This window comes from Streptomyces luteolus, from assembly GCF_029968015.1.
Taxonomy (GTDB): domain Bacteria; phylum Actinomycetota; class Actinomycetes; order Streptomycetales; family Streptomycetaceae; genus Streptomyces; species Streptomyces luteolus.
Window position 1 is genome coordinate 1 of record NZ_JASCIS010000067.1, and the last position, 19,562, is coordinate 19,562.

Consider the following 19,562-nt stretch of genomic DNA (forward strand, 5'->3'; position numbering starts at 1 on the left):
CGAAGACGCCCCGACGAACCGGCTTGCGGATCATGGTCGAACCTCCCTTCCCTTATCTTGACGGGGCCATGCCAATGCGTGACCCGTTGCCCGCTAGAGCTGTTCCTGTTCGCGGGCGTGTCTGTCGGCTCAGCCGTCCTGGCCGAGTGCCCCGTGGTGGCGGCTGTGTGCGGTGGCGATGCCCGGTGGCCTTCGCCATACCCAGAACTGTGCCTGTACGAGGTTCCGCAAAGGTTCCACACGCGTTCCTGCGGCGTTCCAGAGGCATTCCTGCGGCGTTCCTGCGGCGTTCCTGCTCTGACCTGGTACGTCGCCGCCCGCGAGCGTGGCGGTGCGCAGACGGCGAGGCGCCGGAGCCCCGGAAATGCGTCGAGGTGCGGACCCGTTGGCGAGGCGCGGGCGCGGGTGGCAGGTGTCCAGCTGTGCGAGCGATCCGATCAGCAAGGCCACACGTGGTCGGCGTGCCGCCGTGGGAAGGGCGCGGCGGCACGTCGACATCTACAGGCTGAGCCGAAAGGCTCCTACGGTGCTGCCTCGGGTCAGTCGTTGACGCAGGTGTTGCCGAACGCCGGGTTCAGCAGACCGATGACGTTGATGCTGTTGCCGCACACGTTGACCGGCACGTGCACCGGGACCTGAAGCACGTTGCCCGAGAGCACGCCCGGCGAGTTGGCGGCCGCACCGTTGGCACCGGCGTCGGCGGTGGCCAGACCGGCAGCGCCCATGACGAGGGCGCCGGAGGCCAGCACTACACCGACCGCCTTCTCCGCGGCCAACGCCGTCCGGCGGCTGGAGCACCACGATCGGGAGCGCCCGACAAGATCAACGCTGCAGAGCGCGACCTGACACGGCTTTCCTCCGATCAGCGTCGCCGGGTGCGACCCGCCGGTCCGCTGCGGCGTTGACGGAGGCATTGCGGCCGCGCCCCGCGTGCCCCGGCCCCGGGCAGGGTCGGTCTGGATACGTTCTGTCGGTATGGACACCCTGATCTTCGGCGGCCTGCTCGCCACCTGGCTGCTGCTCTACCGCCGGCGCGGCCGCACCGCTGTGCTCGTCGGCTGGTGGATCACGCTCGCCGCTGTCGCCCTGCTGCTCTCGCAGCACATCACCAGCAGCCTCGGGCTGGGGCTGAGCTACTGACATGGCCACCATCACCTCACCGCTCAGCGACACCGAGAACTCCGGGCTCCTCGGCAAGGCCCAGTACTGGTTCGCCTGCTTCTTCGCCACCGGCTGGACGGCGGTCGTCTGCGCCGGACTCGGCGTGCAGTTCATCGGCTGGGACTACCCCTGCCCGCTGTGCATGATCCAGCGCATGTTCATGCTCCTGGCGGCGCTGGGCGCCGGGGTCATCGTGCGCAAGGGCATGACCGGCACCCTCACGGGCCGTGACTACATGATGGGCTGGGGACTTGCCCTGGTTGCCTGCATCGGCGGCGGCTTCACGGCCTGGCGGCAGACCATGCTGCACATCCTGCCGGGCGACAAGGGGTACGGGGCCCCCGTGCTCGGCCTGCACATGTATGTGTGGGCGTGGATCCTGTTCATGGCCTCGGTGGTGGCGATCGGCATCGTGCTGGCGCTCGCGCATCTCACAACGGACCGCATGATCCCAACGAAGGGCCTGTACGTGCCGATCGGCAGGGTCGTCCTCTGGTTCGTCGCCGTAGTGATCGCTGTGAACATGGTGGCCGTCTTCCTGGAAGAGGGCTTCCACTGGTTCCTGCCGGACGACCCCAATCGCTATGAATTCTTCTACCAGGTGGGGATTCTGGACTGATCGACGGTCACCGGGGCGTCAGACTGGGTGGCAGTTCAGGATGCTGGGCCCTCGGGCCGCCGCAGCCAGACCCGCCCGTCACCGCCCCCCAGCCCCGAAATGACCGGTACAAGAGGCCACTTGGGCAGGGAAAACGCAACTTCGACATGCCCCGCCGAGGCAGCTACCTTCACCTGGTCCTCGGCGATCGCCCACGGTCGCACCGGAGTTCCTTCAGGCTGAGCCGCCCGCGACGGGATGAGTCGGCCACGCACCCACGAAGACCTCGCCCCGTGCGCAAGCCACCGCACCGGGTCCACACCAGGCACCCCCAACCAGGGAGAGACGCATGCCCCAGCTTGCTCTGTACACATTCGGCGTCCTCAAGTCACCCCTCGCCGATCCCGGACCTCTCACGCGCGAACTCCACGACAGCGGCAAGGCCATCTACCCGGAGATCAGCCGGCACCCCGGGTACCTCGCTCGTGCTGAAGCGGCAGACGGCGGCCAGGGCACACACTTCGACCTGGACTGGGGCGCATGGGGAGAGTTCGCCGTACCTGCCTGGTACGGCAAGGGCCGTACCGTGGAAACCAGCGCCCTGGACGCGACCCTCTCACTCTGGACCGACCTGCGCCCCGCCTTCGACGCCATCTACACCGGTCTGCACCGCGAGGCGCTGAACAGGCGTTACGACTGGTTCGAGAGGACAGGACACCCGAGTTACGTGTGCTGGTGGGTCTCCGACGGCGTGATACCCACCTGGCAGGACGGGGTTTCCAGGCTGGAACACCTCCACGACCACGGCTCCGCGCCGCACGCCTTCACCTTCCACCATTCGTTCGCACCGCCTTCCGCCGTACGGAGAGGAAATGCCCTCTGAGCCGCGCTGCTTGACGCTGCCCTGGGGCGCTGGTGATCCGATGTTCGGCTGAGTGCACCGTATGAGGTCTGGGGCCGCTGTGGTGATCCTTTGACTGGGGGGTGTGCTGCGCTTCTTTGTGCTGGTGGGGCGGGAGTTGACTGGCCGGGTTCCGCCCTGTTCGAGGTCCTGAGGAGTAGTGCATGTCGCAGATCACCGGCCCGGTTCCTGGCACCGCGTTTCCGCGTCTGGGGTGGATCGATGACCTGTTCGTCCCGGCGCTGCGGGAGGCTGTCGGGGAGCTCCCGGCGGCTGAGGCCCGGGTCGCCGGGTATCACCGGAGGTCAGGTACTGCTCAAGGTTGAGTCAACTTTAGTACGTATTAAAGCCTCTGAGTGGGTGTTACGATCGGCGTATGAACCTCAAGGAGTGGGCGATCGCGAATGGCGTGCACCCACACACCGCCTATCGCTGGTTCCGTGAGGGCACGTTGCCGGTGCCGGCTGAGCGAGTGGGGCCGCGCACGATCCTGGTGAACGTCGAAGCGAACTCCTCGACGGCAGCGGTCGAAGGCGTGGGCCTGTACGCCCGTGTCTCCTCGCATGACCACAAGGACGACCTTGCCCGTCAGACAGCGCGGTTGTCCGACTGGGCTGCAAAGGCCGGGCACCGGGTCGTGCGGATCGAGTCCGAGATCGCCTCGGGCATGAACGGCTGCCGCACCAAGGCCCGCCGACTGCTGGGCGACCCGGCGGTGACCACCGTGGTGGTGGAGCACAAAGACCGTCTCGGCCGCATGAACGTTGAGCTGGTCGAAGCCGCCCTGTCCGCGTCCGGTCGGCGCCTGGTGGTGCTGGATGACGGCGAGGTCGAGGACGACCTCGTGCGCGACATGGTGGAGGTACTGACCTCGTTCTGCGCCCGCCTGTACGGCCACCGCTCGGCGAAGAACCGCGCCAAGAAGGCCCTGGAAGCGGCGGCGGCCGATGGCTGACAAGAAGCAGCTCCGCACCATCGATACCCCGTTTGTAGCCCTCGGCCCGTCCGGTGTGGCGATACGCGACCGCCTGGGGCACCTCACCCCCGAAGACGAGAAGGTGTTGCGCCTGGTCGGCGAACACCAGGGCCGCCTGGCCTCCCTGGACCTCAAGGCCCGCTGCCAGGCCGGGCACGACCACGACAACGACGCCTGGGCCGCCCGTAAGCGGGACCTGACCGAGCAGTCCTCGTCGCGTATCGCGGGTGCGATCACGAAAGCCACCCACGATCAATACGGCTTGGCCAGGCGCTCTCTCATGGCGCACATCCAGAACCTCGAAGCCGGTATCCGCACGCTGCGGCACCGGCTCTCTTTGCCGATCGGGGAGAAAGGCAGCAAGCGGGCGCCGGGCGGATACCGCAGCAAGGGCGAGTGGTTCCACAAGTCCCGCCGCCTCGCGACGCTGGAACACCGCCTGGAGGTGGCCCGCGACGACTGGACTTCCGGCCGCGTACGCGTGGTGCGCGGCGGTCGGCGACTGCTCAAGAACCGGCACAACCTCGCCGCCGCTCAACTCACCGAGCAGCAGTGGCGCCAGCGGTGGGAGGCCGAGCGCTGGTTCCTCGCTGCTGACGGCGAATCGGGTAAGAGGTTCGGTAACGAGACGATCCGTGTCACGCCCGAGGGCGAGGTCAGCATCAAGCTGCCCGCCCCGCTCGCCCACCACGCGAACGCCCAGCACGGCCGATACGTCCTCGCCTCGAAGGTCGCGTTCGCGCACCGGGGAGACGAGTGGCGCGACCGGATCGACGCTAATCGGGCCGTCGCCTACCGCATCCACCTCGACGTGGCCCGGGGACGCTGGTACCTCACCGCGTCGTGGACCAGGCCCGTAGTGCAGACCATCCCGCTGGCCGCCGCCCGCGCTGAGGGCATGGTCGGCGTCGACACCAACGCTGACCACTTCGCCGCCTACCTCCTTGACCAGCACGGCAACCCGATCAGCGACCCACGCCGCTTCTACTACGACCTGTCCGGGTCGGCCGACCACCGAGACGCCCAAGTCCGGCACGCCCTCACCCAGTTGCTGCACTGGACGAACCAGGCCGGGGCTAAGGCGATCGGCATCGAGAACCTGGACTTCGCCGCCGAGAAGACGAGGGAGAAGCACGGCCGCAAGAAGCGGTTCCGGCAGCTCATCTCCGGCATGCCGACCGGCAAGCTCAAGGCCCGAATCGTCTCGATGGCCGCCGAGCACGGCATCGCGATCGTCGCCGTCGATCCGGCCTACACCTCCATGTGGGGCGATGAGCACTGGCGCAAGCCCCTGACCAGCAAGACTCGCAACATGACTCGCCATGACGCCGCTTCGGTGGCCATTGGCAGGCGCGCCCTCGGGCACCCGATTCGGCGACGGACGGCACCGCCCCACGACGACCAGAGTGATCGCCGTGAGCATCGGAACGTCCAGGCCGATCGCGGTGTCCGAGGGCGCGAGGAAACCCGCCCCCGCATTCCCGGACCACGGACACGATCCGTGTCGCCGGACGCGGAGCGAACGCGGGAGACCAGGACATCCAAAACCGTTCGGGATGTCCGCAGCGACCAGGCATGGGTCCAAGACTCACTCCTGATCACTGATTAGGAACGGTGGACGGAGGCTGACGGGGCTCCCGTGGAGTCGGCTCCTCGGCGTGGGAAGGCGGTTCGGCCGGCGCTGGCTGTGTTGTCCGCGTTGGCTGTCGGTGGCAGTGCGCGCGACGCGCTGCCCGGTGCCGTGGCCGTGGAGCTCGTGCACGACTTCACCTTGCTGCACGACGACGTGATCGATGGGGACGCGCTGCGTCGGCATCGTCCAGCGGCGTGGGCGGTGTTCGGGACGTCGGCGGCGGTCCTCGCGGGGGACGCTCTGCTCGTCGCGGCGATGCGAACGGTGTCCGATGTGCCGTGCCGGTCGGCTGCGGCGGTGGCTGAACTAGTGGGTGTGCTGCGGGAGTTGGTCGAGGAGCAGAGTGACGACGTGGCGTTCGAGGAGGCGCCGACGGTGTCGGTGCAGCAGTATCTCAGGATGGCGGGGGGCAAGACCGGGTCGCTGATGGGCTGCGCCTGTGTCTGGTGAGCGCGTTCGCCCGGAACGAGTTTCAGGCGGTGCAGTTCCTGCCCGCGGGCGTGCTGCCGCAGTTCCTGGTGTGCGGGCTGTTCGTGCCGCGGGACGAGATGCAGGGAGCGCTGTCGGCGGTCGCCAAGGTCATGCCGATGACGTACGCCGTGGAGGCGGCGGGTGAGGCGGCTGCGCATTCCGGCGTCACGGGGGTGTTCGTGCGGGACGCTTTGTTGATTCTGGCGTGTGTGGTTCTCGTCCTCGTCGCCAGTGCCGCCACTCTCAAGCGCTGATTTCCGGGAATTCGCGTACCGCCTTCCCGGTCGGCGGGAAAGGGAATTTCGCTCGCGGTACGGTCGTCCAGCCGCTTTCCGCTCCGGCGAGGGCGGGGCAGCGGCTGGACGCGATCCACCGTGCGGGGTCAGGCGAATTCGCTGCCTAGTCCCGCACGTTCCATGACAGGCCGCCGGAGATCGTGCCGTTGCGGGGAACGTCGAACGGGCCGAAGCGCAGCGGGTCTCCGTCGTGGTGGCCCGAGTAGCTGTTGAGGCTGCCCGGGTCGGGGTAGGCCCCGGTCTGCGCCGGCTGCGGCGAGGCGGCGGAGGCGGTCGTGGCGGCGGTCGCGCCGCCGGCGGTGAGGGCCAGCGCCATGAGCGAGACGGCGGCCAGACGGCGAAGCTGCTGTGACATGAAAATCCTCTTGGTCGATAGGAAAGAGAACACGGGAAAGGGGATATTCGTTACCCTATTCGCCGCCCGCCTTGCTCGGGCAGGGAAATGCCGCCTTACGTCGAAGGAGAGAAAAAGAGAAAGTGGGAAAACCATGACTGTCCCGTTCCGCTCAGCGGTCTTCGTCGTGGGGGTTGCTCTCGCGGCGCTGCTGCCGGGGGTGTCGGCGGTGGGGGTGTCGGCGGATGTGGTGGCGGAGGTCAATCAGCGTCGTGCCGAGGCAGGTTGCGGCCCGGTACGGCCGCTGGCCTCCCTCACCCGGGCCGCGCAGGCGCACAGCGTCGACATGGCCCGTCATCAGCGCCTGGACCACACCGGCTCCGACGGCAGCCGCCCGCAGGACCGGATGCGGTCCGCCGGTTACCGTCCCGCTCACTTCGGGGAGGCCATCGCGTCCACCTCGGCGGACGCGGGAACCGTCACGAAGCTGTGGATGGACAGCCCACAGCATCGCGAGATCATCCTCACCTGCCGCTACCGCGACGCGGGGGTCGGCCGGGCCGACGGTGCCGGAGACTCGTGGTGGACCCTGGACCTGGCCACGAGGCGGTGAGGTTCAGACGAGGTCCGCTTCCCACCACCACGCGATGCCGGGCGCGCCCGCCGGCGGGCCGGGCCGCACGTCGCACGGCTCGTCGGCCCATTCCAGCAGGGTGTCCTCCCTCTCGTCCGGCCAGTGGCCCTGGCTGAGATAGCGCGGCACCCTGAGCCCCCACTCGTTGTTGCCGCGCAGTCCGTAGCGCAGGCCCTGCAGATACGTGGCGAGGTCGGTGCCCGCGGTGGGCCGTACCTGGTCGTGCAGTTCCAGGAAGCGCCGCAGGACGCGGTCGCGCAGTCCGTTGGCCTCGTCGACCGCCTGTTGCAGGGGCAGGCCGCGCTCGGCCATCAGCACGGTGTAGATGTTCTGGTCGGCCTGGCCCCGGCTCAGTTCCTTGTGCAGGGAGTGCCGGTCGTTGTCGAGGGAGGCCACCATCATGGCCATCTCGGTCAGCGCCGACACCGCCGGGCGGTGCAGTTCCCGGTCGGGGACCTCGGCTCCGGTGGCCAGCTCCAGGAGGGCGAAGGTCGGGCAGCCTCCCGCCGCCAGCAGCCGCATCGAGAGGAACTCGTCAAGGCCGGGCATGCGCCCCATGGCCTGGTTCCCGATCTGCCAGGAGACCCCGGACAGCCAGGCCCGGTGCGCATGTACGAAGCGACTGACCTGGGTGGGCGGCGCGAAGGAGCGGAAGCTGCGCGTGATGCTCTGCAGGGCGCGGGCGTAGCGGTCCTCGGGTCGCGCGAGGTCGGTCTCGCAGGCTCGCTGCACCTGGCCCGCCAGAGCGTTGAACTGTGCGGGTCGGTTGCTCAGCGGCCCGCTGTCGCAGCGGGCGTCGTCGAACGCGAAGCCCCAGTACACCCATTGGACGGCGGCCAGCAGTCTGTCGTCGTCGGCGATCGGAGCGAAGCGGGCGAAGAAGTCGGCGCTGTGGGTCGCCACGACCCATGCCTTCTCTCGTTCCGACGCGCACATGCCGCTGCTGTCGATCCACTCCACGGCCCGCCTCTCGACCTCGTGCACGTGCGGATGACGGGCTGATTCCAACGGGCAGAAGAGCGGGGCAGTTCCACGTCGAGAGGATGGGTGGCCATGGGCGGTTTCAACCTTCCGCTTGAGGGCTGTGAGCGGCCACGATCATGTGGGAGGACGGACGGGGATCCGCCGAGGCGTGGCCGCTGTCGCAGGGCGTCAGCCGAAGAGGCGATCCGGGGCTCGCAGTTGACTCGCCGCCCGGGTCCGGGCCCGTAGATCACACTTCTGGCAGGCCTGTGACCAGGGGCGGAGCACCTCGTTGCAGCGGGTATGCGATTCCGTACCTGCCAGCGTGCCGCTGTCCTGCTCCTGATCCTCACTGCTCTCCAGAGCGGTACGACCGCTCTCGCCGACGGGAAGGGGCCGGGCGGCCAGGGTGCTCCGCGCGGCCAGGCCGCCAGGGTCGACCCCCTGGCGCCGTTCTCTCAGGGCGCGTCAGCGCTCGCCGGCATGGCCGCGCCGTTCGTCAACGCGGCCAGCGATGTCATGTTCCCCAGGCGCTGAGCCTCAGGGAGCCTCAGCCGCGATGAAGGGTGCGTATCCGGCCGGGACTTGACTCACCTGAAGGTCCGAGAAGACCAAGGTCAGGTCGTGCGCGTTGGTCCTCAAGAAGCGCGGGCCGTGAACGCTCAGAGGTCGAGTGTGCGGTGCACTGTCCGGACGACTGTCGTGATTCCTCGCCTGATCCAGCCGAGGAGGCCTGTAGCCATGGCCAGGTCGGCGGTGGCTACGGCGGTTTCGGTGTGGTCCAGGTCGGAGCGGCATCGGGGGCAGCGGGTGGGCCGGAGTCGTTTTCGTGTGCCGCACTTTCTGCATGTCGCCATGGAGTCATTCTCTCCTGCGGCCTGGCGGGCATACCGGGCGGGTCCTGAGGCGGCTCAGCCCAGGACGAGGAGGGCCGCGAGGGCCGGGCCCAGGGCGCTGCCCAGCTGGTAGCTGAGGACGAACAGGGCGATGGCCGCGGGGCGTTGGTGTTCGGGGGCGGCGTGGGCGGCGTAGAGGGAGAGCACCGCGTTGGCGCCGGTGGACGTGAAGATCGCGGCCGCGGTGGCGAGCAGGAGGAGCGGGGCCGAGGTCGCGAGTGCGGCGAGGGCGGCGGCCAGGGTGCCGAGGCCGAGGAGGATCGCGTAGGCGGCGGTGCGTGGGAGTCGGGGGGAGGCGGCGGCGAGGAGCCAGGACAGGGCGGATCCGGCGAGCATGGCGGCGAGTTGGCCGGTGCCGATGGTCCGGGTGTCGAGGCCGGTGCGGTCGGCGAGGAGTTCCGGTACGGCGAAGAGAAGCGTGAAGTAGGAGGTGGAGAGGGTGAGGGCGGCTGCGGCCGCGGTGCGGAAGGGGCGGGAGCGCAGGAGTGCGGTGGGGGTGAAGCCGTCGGGGGTGCGGCGTAGGTGGCGGGCGAGGAGCGGGGCGGCCACGGCTGCGACGGGGAGGGCGGCGAGGGGAGCGGTGGGGAGCAGGACGAGGGCGGTGACGCAGGTGAGGAGGAGGGTGGCGCCGCGGCCGTCGAACGGGCCCGCCGGGGGCGGTACGGGCAGGGCGTGGCGTCGTACAGCGGGTACGGCGAGGAGGGCGAGGGCGGAGACGGCGAGGGAGAGCCGCCAGGACACGGTGGTGGTGAGGGTCTGGCCGAGGAGTGGGCCGAAGGCGCCGAGTACGCCGAAGCCGGAGGTGATGACGCCCATGCGGCGGGCCGTTCCGGCGAGGTTCATGGCGACGGCGACGAGTCCGGCGCCGCCGACCGCCTGGGCGGCGCGGCCGGTCAGCGCGAGGGGGAGCCAGGGGGCGAGGGAGACGGTGGCGGTGCCGGCGGCGACGGTCAGGGCGGCGGCGGTCAGGGTGGTGCGCGGGCCGCGGCGCCGCAGCAGGCCTGCCATCAGCGGGGTGCCGACGGCCATGCCCCAGGCGAAGGCGGTGACGAGCCAGGTCGCGGTGGTGGTGCGGACGCCGAGTGAGTCGGCCATGTCGGGGAGGATCAGGACGGGCGCGTTGGCGCCCGCCGCCACCGGGGCGGCGAGCAACGCCAGCCAGAGGGCCGGGAGTTGACGTGGTGTCGGGCGCTTCCGGGTGGCGGGCGCGGTGTTGTCGCGCGCCCCGGCTCGCGCGGTCGCTGCGGGCATGCGGTGCTCCTTGTCAGAGTGTGGTTCAGAGTGTGGTGACGACGTCGTCGTAGTCGAGGCGGGGCGAGCGCGGGTACCAGGCCTTCGGGCCGGGCTTGCCGAGGTTGACGACCATCAGCGGGGTGTGGTCGTCGTCGAGGAACTCCTTCTGTACGCCTTCGTGGTCGAAGCCGGTCATGGGCCCGGCGGCGAGGCCTGCGGCGCGGACTCCGACGACGAAGTACGCGCACTGCAGGGAGCCGTTGAGGAGCGCGGAGTGCTCGCGGACAGGGCGCTCGGAGAAGTAGGCGTCCTTGATGCCGGGGGCGTGGGGCACGAGCCGGTGGGTCTCCTCGTGGAACTCGTTGTCGGTGGCGAGGATCGCGACGAGCGGGGCGGCGGAGGTCTTGGCGCGGTTGCCCTCCTCCATGTGTGCGACCAGGCGGGCGCGGGCGTCGGTGGAGCGGATGAGGAGGATGCGGAGCGGGGTGAGGTTGAAGGCGGTGGGGCCGTACTTGACGAGGTCGTAGACGGCGCGGATCTGCTCGTCGGTGACGGGCTCGTCGGTGAAGGTGTTGGCGGTGCGGGCCTCGCGGAAGAGGAGGTCCTGGGCGGCGGGGGCGAGGGTGAGCGACATGACCGACTCCTGATTCATCAACATTGGGAATCTCAACGTTGAGATAGAATCAGGCGTAACGTCTCAACGTCAAGTGTCTTAACGTTGAGACGAAGTGAAGCCGCAATGAACCGGCCACCGGAGGAACGAGGCGACGATGAGTGACGCAGTGGACGCGATCATCGGTCAATGGACCGCGGAACGCCCCGATCTGGCCGAGGCGATCTGGCCCGTCGAGGTGCTTGCCCGGGTGCAGCGGATGGCGATGGTCCTCTCGAAGGAGGTCAAGACGTTCTCCGTCGAACACGGCCTGGAGATGGGCGAGTTCGACGTCCTGACCACCCTGCGCCGCTCCGGCCCGCCGTACGCGCTGACCGCCGGAGCGTTCCTCAAGGCCGCCATGGTCACCTCCGGCGCCATCACGAACCGCATCGACAAGATGGAGACCAAGGGCCTCGTGGAGCGCGTGCGCGACGGATCCGACCGGCGCACCGTCAAGATCCGCCTCACCGACAAGGGCCTGGCCCTCACCGACCAGCTCATGGACGACCACCTGGCCAACTACGCCCGTATCGCCAAGGCCCTCACACCCGAGGACTGCGCTCAAGTGGCGGACGGACTGCGGAAGTTGCTGGAGGCGCACGGCGACACGTCGATCACCTGACGGAAGGCCTCGTCGACGCTCAGCGCCTCGCCCCGCGCGTACGCGGCGGCGAACCGGGCGTCGTCCAGGACCGTCCGGGCGCGCTTCTCGGTCCGGGCGATGTCGCCCCGCTCCCCCTCCGGCAGCGGTGCTCCGACCGAGCGCCGTGCCGCCGCCGCGACGCCCAGGAGCAGGGCGGCGCTCTCGGCCTCCCCGGCGAGGGCCCGCGCGCCGGCCAGGCCCTCGAAGCACAGGGCCAGCTGCCGCGTGCCGGTCCCGCGTGCCGCTGCCAGCGCGTCGTGCTGCAGTTTCAGGGCGGTGGCCGGCTCGCCCCGCAGCTCGGCCACAAAGCCCAGTTCGACCAGGATCAACGGGGGCGTCTCCGGCTCGTAGCCCATCTCCCGGTGGATCTCGAGTACGTGCAGCATGTGGCTCTCGGCGGCGTCCAGGTCACCCGCCCGGCGTGCGCCCATGCCGAGGCCGATCTCGGCGTACTGCTCGCCGAACTTGTCCGACCGGGCGACCGCGAGGCGTCGGGACCGCTCGTGGAACTCACGGGCCCGGGGGTAGTCGCGGGTCAGCAGGGCGATGCGGCCGAGGCCCGCGAGCTGGAAGGTCACCTCCGGCCACAGTTCCAGGTCCTCGGCCATGCGCAGCCCCTCGCGGCGGAGCCGTCCGGCCTTGTCGTACTCACCACGCACCTCGGCGAGCACCTGCAGCTGTGCCGTCGCCCGGAGCTGGCCCCACTGGTCCCCCAGCTCCCGGAACAGTTCCAGGCTGCGTTCTCCGTGGCGCAGCACCGCGCCGAAGTCCCCGCCCAACTGCGCGTGGAACGAGCGGATGGCGAGCGCCGCGGCCGTGCCCCAGCGGTCACCGAGCGAGCGGAACGTGGTGAGCGCGGACTCGATCAGCTGCCGGCTCGGGGCCGGGTCCCGCACGCCGTAGAGGTTCGACGCCACGAACCATTCCGCCCGTGCCCGGCCCAGCGGGTCGTCGACCTCCTCGTACGCCCGCAGCGCACTGCGGTACTCGCTGACGGGGTCGGAGCTGCCGCCGAGCAGCAGGCGAAAGCCACCGAGCCAGCCGGACGCCTTCGCCACCAGGGCCCGTCTCTCCGATCTTTGCGGATCAGCCCGCGGCGTCATGGGGGTCCCCCCTGCTCGAGCGTAGTCGAGAGCTTGGGGGAGCGTGCTCTCGGCGTGCGCCCGGATCGCCCTCGTACTGGACGTACTTGGGTGATTCGGGCGTGCGGCGAGAGGGCGTGCCAGGCGTCGCGGGCCCGCAAAGATCGGGGAGACGGGCCCTGGGGCCGCCGGGGCGTCCGCTTCGGCCGACAGAGCCTGGGTGAGGGAGCGTTGGGCCTCGCCGTTGCGGCCCCGCAGGTACCAGTACCAGGCCAGTGCGTTCACCAGGCGCAGGGCGCACTCGCCGTCCCCGGCGCGTACGGCGCTCTCCAGGGCGGAGCGCAGATTGGCGTTCTCGACGTCGAGGCGGCGCAGCCACTGGCGCTGCCCGTGTCCGCGCAGGTGCGGCTCGGCCCGCTCGGCCAGCTCGGTGTAGTAGGCGCGGTGGCCGCGCTGCAGGGCCGCCGACTCGCCCGATTCCGCGAGCCGTTCGGAGGCGTACGCGGCGACCGACTCCAGCATCCGGTAGCGCGGGCCGTCCGCGCCGTCGGTCATGACGAGGAGCGAGCCGTCGACCAGGCGGGCCAGGAGGTCGAGGACGTCCGCCGCGTCCACGCCGCGCCCGGCGCACAGCTCCTCCGCCGCGGCCAGCGAGCAGCCGTCGGCGTGCACGGCCAAGCGCCGCAGTACCGCCTGCTCCCGGTCGCCGAGCAGCTCCCAGCTCCAGTCGATCATGGCGCGCAGTGTGCGCTGCCGTGCCGGGGCTCCGCGTGAGCCCACCGCGAGGAGGTGGAAGCGGTCGTCGAGGCGGGCGGCCAACTCGCCGACGCCCAGGGCCCGTACGCGGGTCGCGGCCATCTCCAGGGCGAGGGGGATGCCGTCCAGGCGTGTGCAGATGGACACGACCGCGTCCAGGGTGTCCTCGTCGAGGACGAAGCGGGGGGCCGCGGCGGTGGCCCGGGCCACGAACAGTTCGACGGCGCTGAACTGGCGTACGTCCGCCGCGCTCAGCCCAGTGGTGGAGTCCGGGCGGCGCAGCGGCGGCACCTCCTCCAGGCGTTCGCCGGTGATGCCGAGCGGCACCTGGCTGGTGGCCAGGACGCGCAGGGCGGGGGCGGCCCTGAGGAGTTGCCCGGTGAGTTCCGCGACGGGCCCGGCGACGTGTTCGCAGTTGTCGAAGATCAGCAGGGCTGGCCGGTCGCCCAGGGCGTGGGCGACCCGCGCCGCCAACTCCGGCAGCGCGTAGCCGGGTTGTGCCGTGTCGTCCCGCAGCCCGAGCACCGCGCCGACCGCGTCGTGCACATCGGCGCGCCCGGCCTCGGAGGCGGTGGACGCCGGGTCGAGCGCGGCGAACTCCGTCAGACGGATGCCGCCGGGGAACGTGCCGTGCAGCCGGCCCGCGGTCGCGAGTGCGAGCTGTGTCTTGCCGACGCCGCCGGGCCCGGTCAGCGTCACGAGCCGGTAGGAGGCGAGCAGCGAGCGCAGGTCCTCGACCGCTTGGTCCCGGCCGACCAGCTCGGTCAGCGCGGCGGGAACGTTGCTCGGCGGCCGGGCCGCGGAGGTGGCCGGGGGCGGCGGGGCGACCAGGGCGGGGTCCTGGGCGAGGACCGACCGGTGCAGGGCCGTCAGTTCGGGGCCCGGATCCACGCCCAGGTCCTCGACGAGCCGGGTGCGCAGATCGGTGTAGCTGCGGAGCGCCGCGTCCTGCCGGCCGGCCAGGTACAGCGCCCGTACGTGAGCGGCGCGCAGCCGTTCCCGCAGCGGATGCAGGGCCACAAGATCGCTCAACTCGTCGGCCACCAGGGCGTGTTCGCCGAGCTCCAGACGGGCCTCGGCCAGCTCTTCCGTCGCGGTCAGGCGCTGCTCCTCAAGGCGGGCGGCCGCGGTGCGCGCGAACTCCTCGTCGGCGAAGTCGGCGTACGCCGGACCGCGCCAGAGGGCGAGTGCGTCCGCCAACAGGCCGGCCCGTGACCGGGGTTCGGCCGCCGACCGGGCGCGGCCGAGCAGGTCCTGGAAGCGGTCGGCGTCGACCAGGTCGGGGGCGGCGCGCAGCTCGTACCCCGGCGCCCTGGAGGCCACCAGGGCGCGCCCGCCGGGCTCGGCGGCCTCCAGGGTGCGCCGCAGCTGCCACACCTTCGTCTGGAGCACGCCCTGCGGGTTGTTGGGGAGCTTGTCGCCCCACAGGTCCTCGATCAGCCGGTCGGCGGAGACCGGGCCGCCGCGGTGGGCCAGGAGATGGGCGAGCAGGCCGCGGACCTTCAGTTCGGGGACCCTGACCTCCGCCCCGTCGGCCGTCCACACCCCGAGCGGTCCCAGCACCCCCAAACGCATGTGCGCAGGCTATCCGACGCCGTCGTCCGGGGGCCGAGAGAGCTCTGAGAGAGAGCTGGGAGCGGCGCCAGCCAGAGTGGGATTCCGGCCCGCCCACGTGCTGGGACGCCCGCGCACGTGCTGGGACGCCCGCGCACGTGCTGGGACGTCCGCGCTCGTGCTGGGACGCCCGCGCACGCCGGGACATCGCGTCAAGCTCAGGAAGGAAACCCATGTCATCGAACGCCCCCGAGGCACCCGCCCGGAAGGCCGGGTCACGGGAATGGCTGGGGCTCGCCGTCCTGGCGCTGCCCACCCTGCTGATCTCGCTTGACCAGAGCGTGCTCTACCTGGCGCTGCCGCACCTGGCCGAGGGGCTGCGGCCGACCGGCACGCAAACGCTGTGGATCATGGACATCTACGGGTTCCTGATCGCCGGATTCCTGATCACCATGGGCACCCTGGGCGACCGGATCGGCCGCCGCAAGCTGCTGATGACCGGTGCGGTGGCGGTCGGTCTCACCTCCGTCGCCGCCGCGTACTCCACCAGCGCGGAGGGGCTGATCGCCACGCGTGCGCTGCTCGGTGTCGCCGCCGCGACGCTGATGCCGTCGACGCTGGCCCTGATCAGCAACATGTTCCAGGACCCGCACCAGAAGGGCCGGGCCATCGCGGTGTGGGCCAGCTGCTTCATGGGCGGTACGGCCCTCGGGCCGGTCGTCGGCGGCACCCTCCTCGAGTACTTCTGGTGGGGCTCGGTGTTCCTGCTCGGCGTGCCCGTCATGGTGCTGCTGCTCGCCGTCGCGCCGTTCGTCCTGCCGGAGTACAAGGACCCGAACGCGGGCCGGATCGACCTGGCCAGTGTGCTGCTGTCGCTGGTGTCGATCCTGTCGGTCATCTTCGGTCTGAAGGAGCTCGCCCGGTACGGATTCAAAGCGCTGCCGCTCGCGGCGATCGTGGTCGGCGTGGCGGTCGGCTGGGTGTTCGTGAAGCGGCAGGGCAGGCTGGAGCACCCGCTGCTCGACCTGAGGCTGTTCCGGGTGGCCACGTTCACCGCCGCGCTGCTGATCCTTATGGTGTCGATGCTCGGCACCGGCGGCGGCTACCTGTTCATCACCGGGTTCCTGCAGATGGTGGAGGGCATGTCGCCGATGGAGGCGGGCCTGTGGATGGTGCCCGCCGCCGCCGCGTCGGTCCTCGCCGCCCAGGTGGCTCCCGTCCTCGCCAAGCGTTTCCAGCTCGGCACCGTGATCGGGGCGTCCCTGCTCATCGGCATGACCGGTTACGCGATGCTCGCCTTCGTCGACCCGGTCGCCGGGCTGCCGCTGCTCCTCGCAGGCTTCGTGATCATCTTCATCGGTGTCGGTACGTTCGGTGCGCTCGGCACCGGCATGGTCGTCGGGTCCGCGCCGCCCGAGCGGGCCGGCTCCGCGGCCGCCCTCTCCTCCATCAGCGGTGACCTGGGCACCGCCCTCGGCATCGCCACGCTCGGCAGCCTCGGCACCGCCGTCTACCGCGGCTCGGTCGAGCCCCCGGCGGGCACACCGGCCGACGCCGCGAACGCCGCCGGAGTCAGCATGGAGGAGGCCCTCAACGCGGCCCGCGCGCTTCCCGGCGACGCCGCCGACAGCCTGCTGACCGCCGCCGAGGACGCCTACACCAACGGGCTCAACACGATCGGCGTCGCCTGCGCCGTCATCACCGCCGTCAGCGCGACCATCGCCCTGACCATGCTGCGCAAGCGCCGCACGGCCGGAGGTTCCGGCGACGTCCCGCCGCAGGAGCAGGAGCAGGAGCAGCAGCAGGAGCAGCAGCAGCAGGAGCAGCGGCAGGAGCAGCAGGAGAAGGAGGCGGTGAACTGACAGAGTGTGCCGCCCCGGGCCGACCGGGGCGGCCGGGCCGGGGCACAATGCGGCCCATGTTTGCCGCGTACATCGAGCAGTTCGGAGCGCCGGACCAGATCCGTCACGGCGAGTTGCCCGCCCCCCGGCCCGGCCCGGCCGACGTGATCGTCGACGTCGAGGTCAGCGCCGTCAACCACGTCGACACGTTCGTCCGCTCCGGAGCCTGGCGCACCGACGTGCGACTGCCCTTCGTGATCGGCCGCGACCTCGTGGGGACCGTCACCTCGACCGGCTCCTCCGTCGTCGGCTTCTCCCCCGGCGACCGGGTGTGGTGCAACAGCCTCGGCTACGCCGGCCGGCAGGGCGCCGCCGCCGAGCAGGCCCTGGTCGCCGCCGACCGGCTCTACCACCTGCCCGAAGGGGTCGCGGCCGCCGACGCCGTGGCCGTGGCCCACCCCGCGGCCACCGCCCACCTCGCCCTGTTCACACACGGCCGGCTCCGCGTCGGCGAGACCGTGGTCGTCCTCGGCGCAGGCGGCAACGTGGGCAGCGCCCTGGTCCTGATGGCCGCGCGCGCCGGGGCCCGGGTCGTCGCCGTGGCCGGAGCGGGCAGCGCCGAGCGCGTACGGGCCCTGGGCGCCGCGGAGTTCGTCGACTACCGCGACCCCGACACGGTCGAGCGGATCCGGCGGGCCGCGCCGCGTGGCGTCGACATGTACCTCGACACCTCCGCGCGCAACGACCTGACCACCGCCGTCGACCTGCTCGCCCGGCGCGGCCGGATCGTGCTCCTCGCCGGGCTCGACACCACGCCGACGCTCCCCGCGGGCCGCCTCTACGTGAAGGACTGCTCCGTCGTCGGCTTCGCCATCTCGCAGGCCTCGGCCGACGAACTCGCCGACGCCGCGGCGCACATCAACCTGCTGCTCGCCGACGGCTCGCTGCGTCCCTCCGCGGTCCACGAGATGCCGCTCAGCGAGGCGGCCGCGGCCCACCGGCTCCTCGACGAGGGCAAGGCCCGTGGAAAGATCGTGCTGCGCACGGGCGCCTGACACGAGGACACGCGACGACGACACATGACGACGGGTGACGGCCCGGTGCGCGGTACCGCGCACCGGGCCGTCACCCGTCGTGGGGGCCGCCCACAAGGGCCACCGCTCAGTCCTTCTCACCACTCCATGAGGGCGAAGCCGAAGTTGAAGCCGCCGCCGAACGCGCAGAGCAGCACCTTCTCGCCCGGCTGCAGGGCTCCCTGCCGGGCCGCCGCGTCGAGGGTGAGGGGGATGGACGCGGCGCCGGTGTTGCCGTACTCGGTGACGGTGGTGTGCATCCGGGCCCGGGGGAAGCGGAGCGACTCATGCAGTTCGGCGAGCATCACGGCGTTGGCCTGGTGCGGGACGATGTGGGCCAGCTCCGCCGCGTCGACGCCCGCGTCGTCGAGGAAGGTACGGAGTGCCTCCGGCAGCGTGGCGTACACCATCTCCTTGACGCCGCGGCCGTTCATGGCGAAGTAGTGCAGCCCCTCGGCCAGGGTCTCGGCCGTGGTGCCCAACCGCGTTCCGCCCGCGGGGACTTGGATGAGTTCGCGGCCCTCGGTGTGGGTCAGCAGGCGGGTGGCGGTCAGTGCGCGGCGGCCGGTGGCGGGGCCCAGGACGACGGCGCCGGCGCCGTCGCCCCACAGCACGCGGGTGCGCGGGTCGGTGGGGTCGGTGATCCTGCTGTACATGTCCGCGCCGATGACCAGGGCGTGGCCGCCGCCCGCGATCATGCTCGCGGCGGCGGTGAGGGCGTAAACGAAGCCGCTGCACACCGAGTTGAGGTCGAAGGCGGCGGCCGTGCTCGGCGCCTGCAGGAGGTCGGCGACGACGGTGGCCGTCGGGGGCTGCGGGGAGTCCGGGGTCGAGGTGGCGACGATGATCAGCGACAGGTCGGCGACGGAGACGCCCGCGTCCTCCAGTGCGGCGCGGGCAGCCGCGGCCGCCAGATCCGAGGTGGCCTCGTCGCCCTTGCCGTAGCGGCGCTCGTGGATGCCCGTCTTGCGTACGATCCACTCGTCGGTGACGCCCGCCTCCGCGCCGACGTCGTCGTTGGTGATGACGAGGGACGGCACATGGGAACCAGTGCCCAGGACGCTCACCGGTATCGGGGGCGCACCCGTCCCGCGTGCGATGTCAGCCATGGGTGCGGTACTCCAGGAGGCGGAAGTTGGCGGTGCTGCCGTTGCTGACGAACTCCAGGACGCCGAGCTCGGTGCGGGTCAGCCCGGCCTCCTGCTCAAGCTCGGTCAGCTTGTCCCAGTCGCCGTGGTCGTTGAAGCCGAGGAAGAGCCGACCGCCGTCGGCCAGGTACCGGGGGCCGTCGACGAGGAAGGTGCGGTGCGAGACATAGCCGGGGTCCATGATGGCCCGCTGCATGTAGTGGGTGCAGGTGAAGTCGTCCGGTGCGAGGAGGGCGTTGGAGTCCCAGTAGATGACGTCGAAGCGCTCGTCGGGGTCGAGGGCGGCGAACATGTCGCTGCGCACAGCGCGGACGTGGTCGGCCACATTGTGCCGGGCGGCGTTCAGCAGGGTGTTGTACACCGCTTCCTGGGTGATGTCCAGGGCGGTGACCTGGGCGACGCCCCTGAGGGCCGCGATCACGGAGGTGACGCCGCAGCCGCTGCCGACCTCAAGGAGGGAGCCGCCCTGGGGGTAGGGCAGCCAGTCGGTGAAGCCCTTGGTCTCGGGGGAGATGTAGGGCGGCCAGACGCCGGGCAGCAGGTCCCAGGTGCGGTCCAGGAGGTCGAACTCGATGGGTTCGGACTGCTGGGCGTGGGCGAAGAGCTCCGGGGGCAGACCGGCGGGAAGCTGCCGGTCCGCCACCGCCTGCGTGCTGTTCGTGTCCGTGCTGGCCACGTCGGTGCTTGTCATGTTCGTGTGCTCCTGGCCGTTCG

The 19,562-nt window shown here is 70.9% G+C and carries 20 protein-coding genes and 1 pseudogene; 12 read left to right on the forward strand and 9 right to left on the reverse strand.

The genetic code is table 11. The annotated features are described in order from the left end of the window. Window positions 1-539 precede the first annotated feature (539 nt). Window positions 540-725, reverse strand: a complete 186-nt coding sequence (locus QIT00_RS36190) for a chaplin (protein ID WP_282539781.1) — start codon at window positions 723-725, stop codon at window positions 540-542. A gap of 250 nt (window positions 726-975) precedes the next feature. Between QIT00_RS36190 and QIT00_RS36195 the strand changes: the two genes are divergently transcribed. From QIT00_RS36195 to QIT00_RS36225, 7 genes are all read left to right on the forward strand, one after another. Beyond that, entirely contained in the window at window positions 976-1,140 is a 165-nt protein-coding gene (locus QIT00_RS36195) for a DUF5993 family protein (protein ID WP_282539751.1), read from the forward strand. A 1-nt stretch (window position 1,141) separates the two neighbouring features. Further along, on the forward strand, window positions 1,142-1,780 hold the full coding sequence (locus tag QIT00_RS36200) for a disulfide bond formation protein B (protein ID WP_282539752.1): 639 nt from the start codon (window positions 1,142-1,144) through the stop codon (window positions 1,778-1,780). 328 nt (window positions 1,781-2,108) lie between these two features. After that, on the forward strand, window positions 2,109-2,642 hold the full coding sequence (locus QIT00_RS36205) for a DUF3291 domain-containing protein (RefSeq protein WP_282539753.1): 534 nt from the start codon (window positions 2,109-2,111) through the stop codon (window positions 2,640-2,642). Between the two features lie 394 nt (window positions 2,643-3,036). After that, window positions 3,037-3,615, forward strand: coding sequence for an IS607 family transposase (locus QIT00_RS36210; protein ID WP_282539754.1), 579 nt, complete (start codon window positions 3,037-3,039; stop codon window positions 3,613-3,615). Continuing rightward, window positions 3,608-5,245: a transposase gene (locus QIT00_RS36215; protein WP_282539755.1), complete on the forward strand. Its 1,638-nt coding sequence runs from the start codon at window positions 3,608-3,610 to the stop codon at window positions 5,243-5,245. The genes QIT00_RS36210 and QIT00_RS36215 overlap by 8 nt, the downstream gene beginning before the upstream one ends. A gap of 30 nt (window positions 5,246-5,275) precedes the next feature. Further along, the gene (locus QIT00_RS36220; protein WP_282539756.1) at window positions 5,276-5,719 is read left to right on the forward strand and encodes a polyprenyl synthetase family protein; all 444 of its coding nucleotides are present in this window, start codon (window positions 5,276-5,278) and stop codon (window positions 5,717-5,719) included. Then, window positions 5,716-5,994: an ABC transporter permease gene (locus tag QIT00_RS36225; RefSeq protein WP_282539757.1), complete on the forward strand. Its 279-nt coding sequence runs from the start codon at window positions 5,716-5,718 to the stop codon at window positions 5,992-5,994. Before QIT00_RS36220 ends, QIT00_RS36225 begins: the two co-directional genes overlap by 4 nt. Window positions 5,995-6,139: 145 nt before the next feature. Here QIT00_RS36225 and QIT00_RS36230 read toward each other — a convergent pair whose 3' ends face one another. Further along, window positions 6,140-6,391, reverse strand: coding sequence for a hypothetical protein (locus QIT00_RS36230; protein WP_282539758.1), 252 nt, complete (start codon window positions 6,389-6,391; stop codon window positions 6,140-6,142). A gap of 133 nt (window positions 6,392-6,524) precedes the next feature. Between QIT00_RS36230 and QIT00_RS36235 the strand changes: the two genes are divergently transcribed. Further along, complete coding sequence (locus QIT00_RS36235) at window positions 6,525-6,983, forward strand: CAP domain-containing protein (RefSeq protein WP_282539759.1); 459 nt, start codon at window positions 6,525-6,527, stop codon at window positions 6,981-6,983. A gap of 3 nt (window positions 6,984-6,986) precedes the next feature. Here QIT00_RS36235 and QIT00_RS36240 read toward each other — a convergent pair whose 3' ends face one another. After that, window positions 6,987-7,988 (reverse strand): terpene synthase family protein, encoded by a 1,002-nt coding sequence (locus QIT00_RS36240; RefSeq protein ID WP_282539760.1) that lies wholly within the window; start codon window positions 7,986-7,988, stop codon window positions 6,987-6,989. Window positions 7,989-8,270: 282 nt separating this feature from the next. Between QIT00_RS36240 and QIT00_RS36245 the strand changes: the two genes are divergently transcribed. After that, window positions 8,271-8,504 carry a hypothetical protein gene (locus tag QIT00_RS36245; RefSeq protein ID WP_282539761.1) on the forward strand — a complete coding sequence of 78 codons (234 nt, stop codon included), beginning with the start codon at window positions 8,271-8,273 and terminating at the stop codon, window positions 8,502-8,504. A gap of 3 nt (window positions 8,505-8,507) precedes the next feature. Here the strand turns inward: QIT00_RS36245 and QIT00_RS39160 are convergent. From QIT00_RS39160 to QIT00_RS36255, 3 genes and pseudogenes are all read right to left on the reverse strand, one after another. Further along, a pseudogene (locus QIT00_RS39160) lies at window positions 8,508-8,609 on the reverse strand (YxiG-like protein); the annotation flags it as partial. Between the two features lie 269 nt (window positions 8,610-8,878). Continuing rightward, window positions 8,879-10,114: an MFS transporter gene (locus QIT00_RS36250; RefSeq protein WP_282539762.1), complete on the reverse strand. Its 1,236-nt coding sequence runs from the start codon at window positions 10,112-10,114 to the stop codon at window positions 8,879-8,881. A 25-nt stretch (window positions 10,115-10,139) separates the two neighbouring features. Further along, window positions 10,140-10,730: a malonic semialdehyde reductase gene (locus tag QIT00_RS36255; protein ID WP_282539763.1), complete on the reverse strand. Its 591-nt coding sequence runs from the start codon at window positions 10,728-10,730 to the stop codon at window positions 10,140-10,142. A gap of 136 nt (window positions 10,731-10,866) precedes the next feature. Here QIT00_RS36255 and QIT00_RS36260 point away from each other — a divergent pair, with 136 nt between their 5' ends. Continuing rightward, on the forward strand, window positions 10,867-11,373 hold the full coding sequence (locus QIT00_RS36260) for a MarR family winged helix-turn-helix transcriptional regulator (protein ID WP_282539764.1): 507 nt from the start codon (window positions 10,867-10,869) through the stop codon (window positions 11,371-11,373). Here QIT00_RS36260 and QIT00_RS36265 read toward each other — a convergent pair. Next, on the reverse strand, window positions 11,313-14,807 hold the full coding sequence (locus QIT00_RS36265; RefSeq protein WP_282539765.1) for a BTAD domain-containing putative transcriptional regulator: 3,495 nt from the start codon (window positions 14,805-14,807) through the stop codon (window positions 11,313-11,315). The two genes, QIT00_RS36260 and QIT00_RS36265, sit on opposite strands and share 61 nt — an antisense overlap. A 212-nt stretch (window positions 14,808-15,019) precedes the next feature. On the opposite strand from QIT00_RS36265, the gene QIT00_RS36270 reads away from it, so the two are divergent. Together QIT00_RS36270 and QIT00_RS36275 are read left to right on the forward strand one after the other, a co-directional pair. Beyond that, a complete protein-coding gene (locus QIT00_RS36270; protein WP_282539766.1) occupies window positions 15,020-16,648 on the forward strand; it encodes an MFS transporter in 1,629 nt (542 codons plus the stop codon). Between the two features lie 56 nt (window positions 16,649-16,704). Then, a complete protein-coding gene (locus tag QIT00_RS36275; RefSeq protein WP_282539767.1) occupies window positions 16,705-17,682 on the forward strand; it encodes an NADPH:quinone reductase in 978 nt (325 codons plus the stop codon). 116 nt (window positions 17,683-17,798) lie between these two features. On the opposite strand, the gene QIT00_RS36280 is transcribed toward QIT00_RS36275, so the two are convergent. Both QIT00_RS36280 and QIT00_RS36285 read right to left on the reverse strand, forming a co-directional pair. Beyond that, complete coding sequence (locus QIT00_RS36280; RefSeq protein ID WP_282539768.1) at window positions 17,799-18,809, reverse strand: 3-oxoacyl-ACP synthase III family protein; 1,011 nt, start codon at window positions 18,807-18,809, stop codon at window positions 17,799-17,801. After that, a complete protein-coding gene (locus QIT00_RS36285; RefSeq protein ID WP_282539769.1) occupies window positions 18,802-19,539 on the reverse strand; it encodes a methyltransferase domain-containing protein in 738 nt (245 codons plus the stop codon). Before QIT00_RS36285 ends, QIT00_RS36280 begins: the two co-directional genes overlap by 8 nt. Window positions 19,540-19,562 lie beyond the last annotated feature (23 nt).

Coding starts and splice junctions, on each gene's coding strand:
- QIT00_RS36275 (WP_282539767.1), top strand. CDS start 16,705: ATGTTTGCCGCGTACATCGAGCAGTTCGGAGCGCCGGACCAGATCCGT.
- QIT00_RS36195 (WP_282539751.1), top strand. CDS start 976: ATGGACACCCTGATCTTCGGCGGCCTGCTCGCCACCTGGCTGCTGCTC.
- QIT00_RS36200 (WP_282539752.1), top strand. CDS start 1,142: ATGGCCACCATCACCTCACCGCTCAGCGACACCGAGAACTCCGGGCTC.
- QIT00_RS36205 (WP_282539753.1), top strand. CDS start 2,109: ATGCCCCAGCTTGCTCTGTACACATTCGGCGTCCTCAAGTCACCCCTC.
- QIT00_RS36230 (WP_282539758.1), bottom strand. CDS start 6,391: ATGTCACAGCAGCTTCGCCGTCTGGCCGCCGTCTCGCTCATGGCGCTG.
- QIT00_RS36255 (WP_282539763.1), bottom strand. CDS start 10,730: ATGTCGCTCACCCTCGCCCCCGCCGCCCAGGACCTCCTCTTCCGCGAG.
- QIT00_RS36210 (WP_282539754.1), top strand. CDS start 3,037: ATGAACCTCAAGGAGTGGGCGATCGCGAATGGCGTGCACCCACACACC.
- QIT00_RS36260 (WP_282539764.1), top strand. CDS start 10,867: ATGAGTGACGCAGTGGACGCGATCATCGGTCAATGGACCGCGGAACGC.
- QIT00_RS36190 (WP_282539781.1), bottom strand. CDS start 725: ATGGGCGCTGCCGGTCTGGCCACCGCCGACGCCGGTGCCAACGGTGCG.
- QIT00_RS36270 (WP_282539766.1), top strand. CDS start 15,020: ATGTCATCGAACGCCCCCGAGGCACCCGCCCGGAAGGCCGGGTCACGG.
- QIT00_RS36215 (WP_282539755.1), top strand. CDS start 3,608: ATGGCTGACAAGAAGCAGCTCCGCACCATCGATACCCCGTTTGTAGCC.
- QIT00_RS36285 (WP_282539769.1), bottom strand. CDS start 19,539: ATGACAAGCACCGACGTGGCCAGCACGGACACGAACAGCACGCAGGCG.
- QIT00_RS36235 (WP_282539759.1), top strand. CDS start 6,525: ATGACTGTCCCGTTCCGCTCAGCGGTCTTCGTCGTGGGGGTTGCTCTC.
- QIT00_RS36250 (WP_282539762.1), bottom strand. CDS start 10,114: ATGCCCGCAGCGACCGCGCGAGCCGGGGCGCGCGACAACACCGCGCCC.
- QIT00_RS36245 (WP_282539761.1), top strand. CDS start 8,271: ATGCGATTCCGTACCTGCCAGCGTGCCGCTGTCCTGCTCCTGATCCTC.
- QIT00_RS36280 (WP_282539768.1), bottom strand. CDS start 18,809: ATGGCTGACATCGCACGCGGGACGGGTGCGCCCCCGATACCGGTGAGC.
- QIT00_RS36265 (WP_282539765.1), bottom strand. CDS start 14,807: ATGCGTTTGGGGGTGCTGGGACCGCTCGGGGTGTGGACGGCCGACGGG.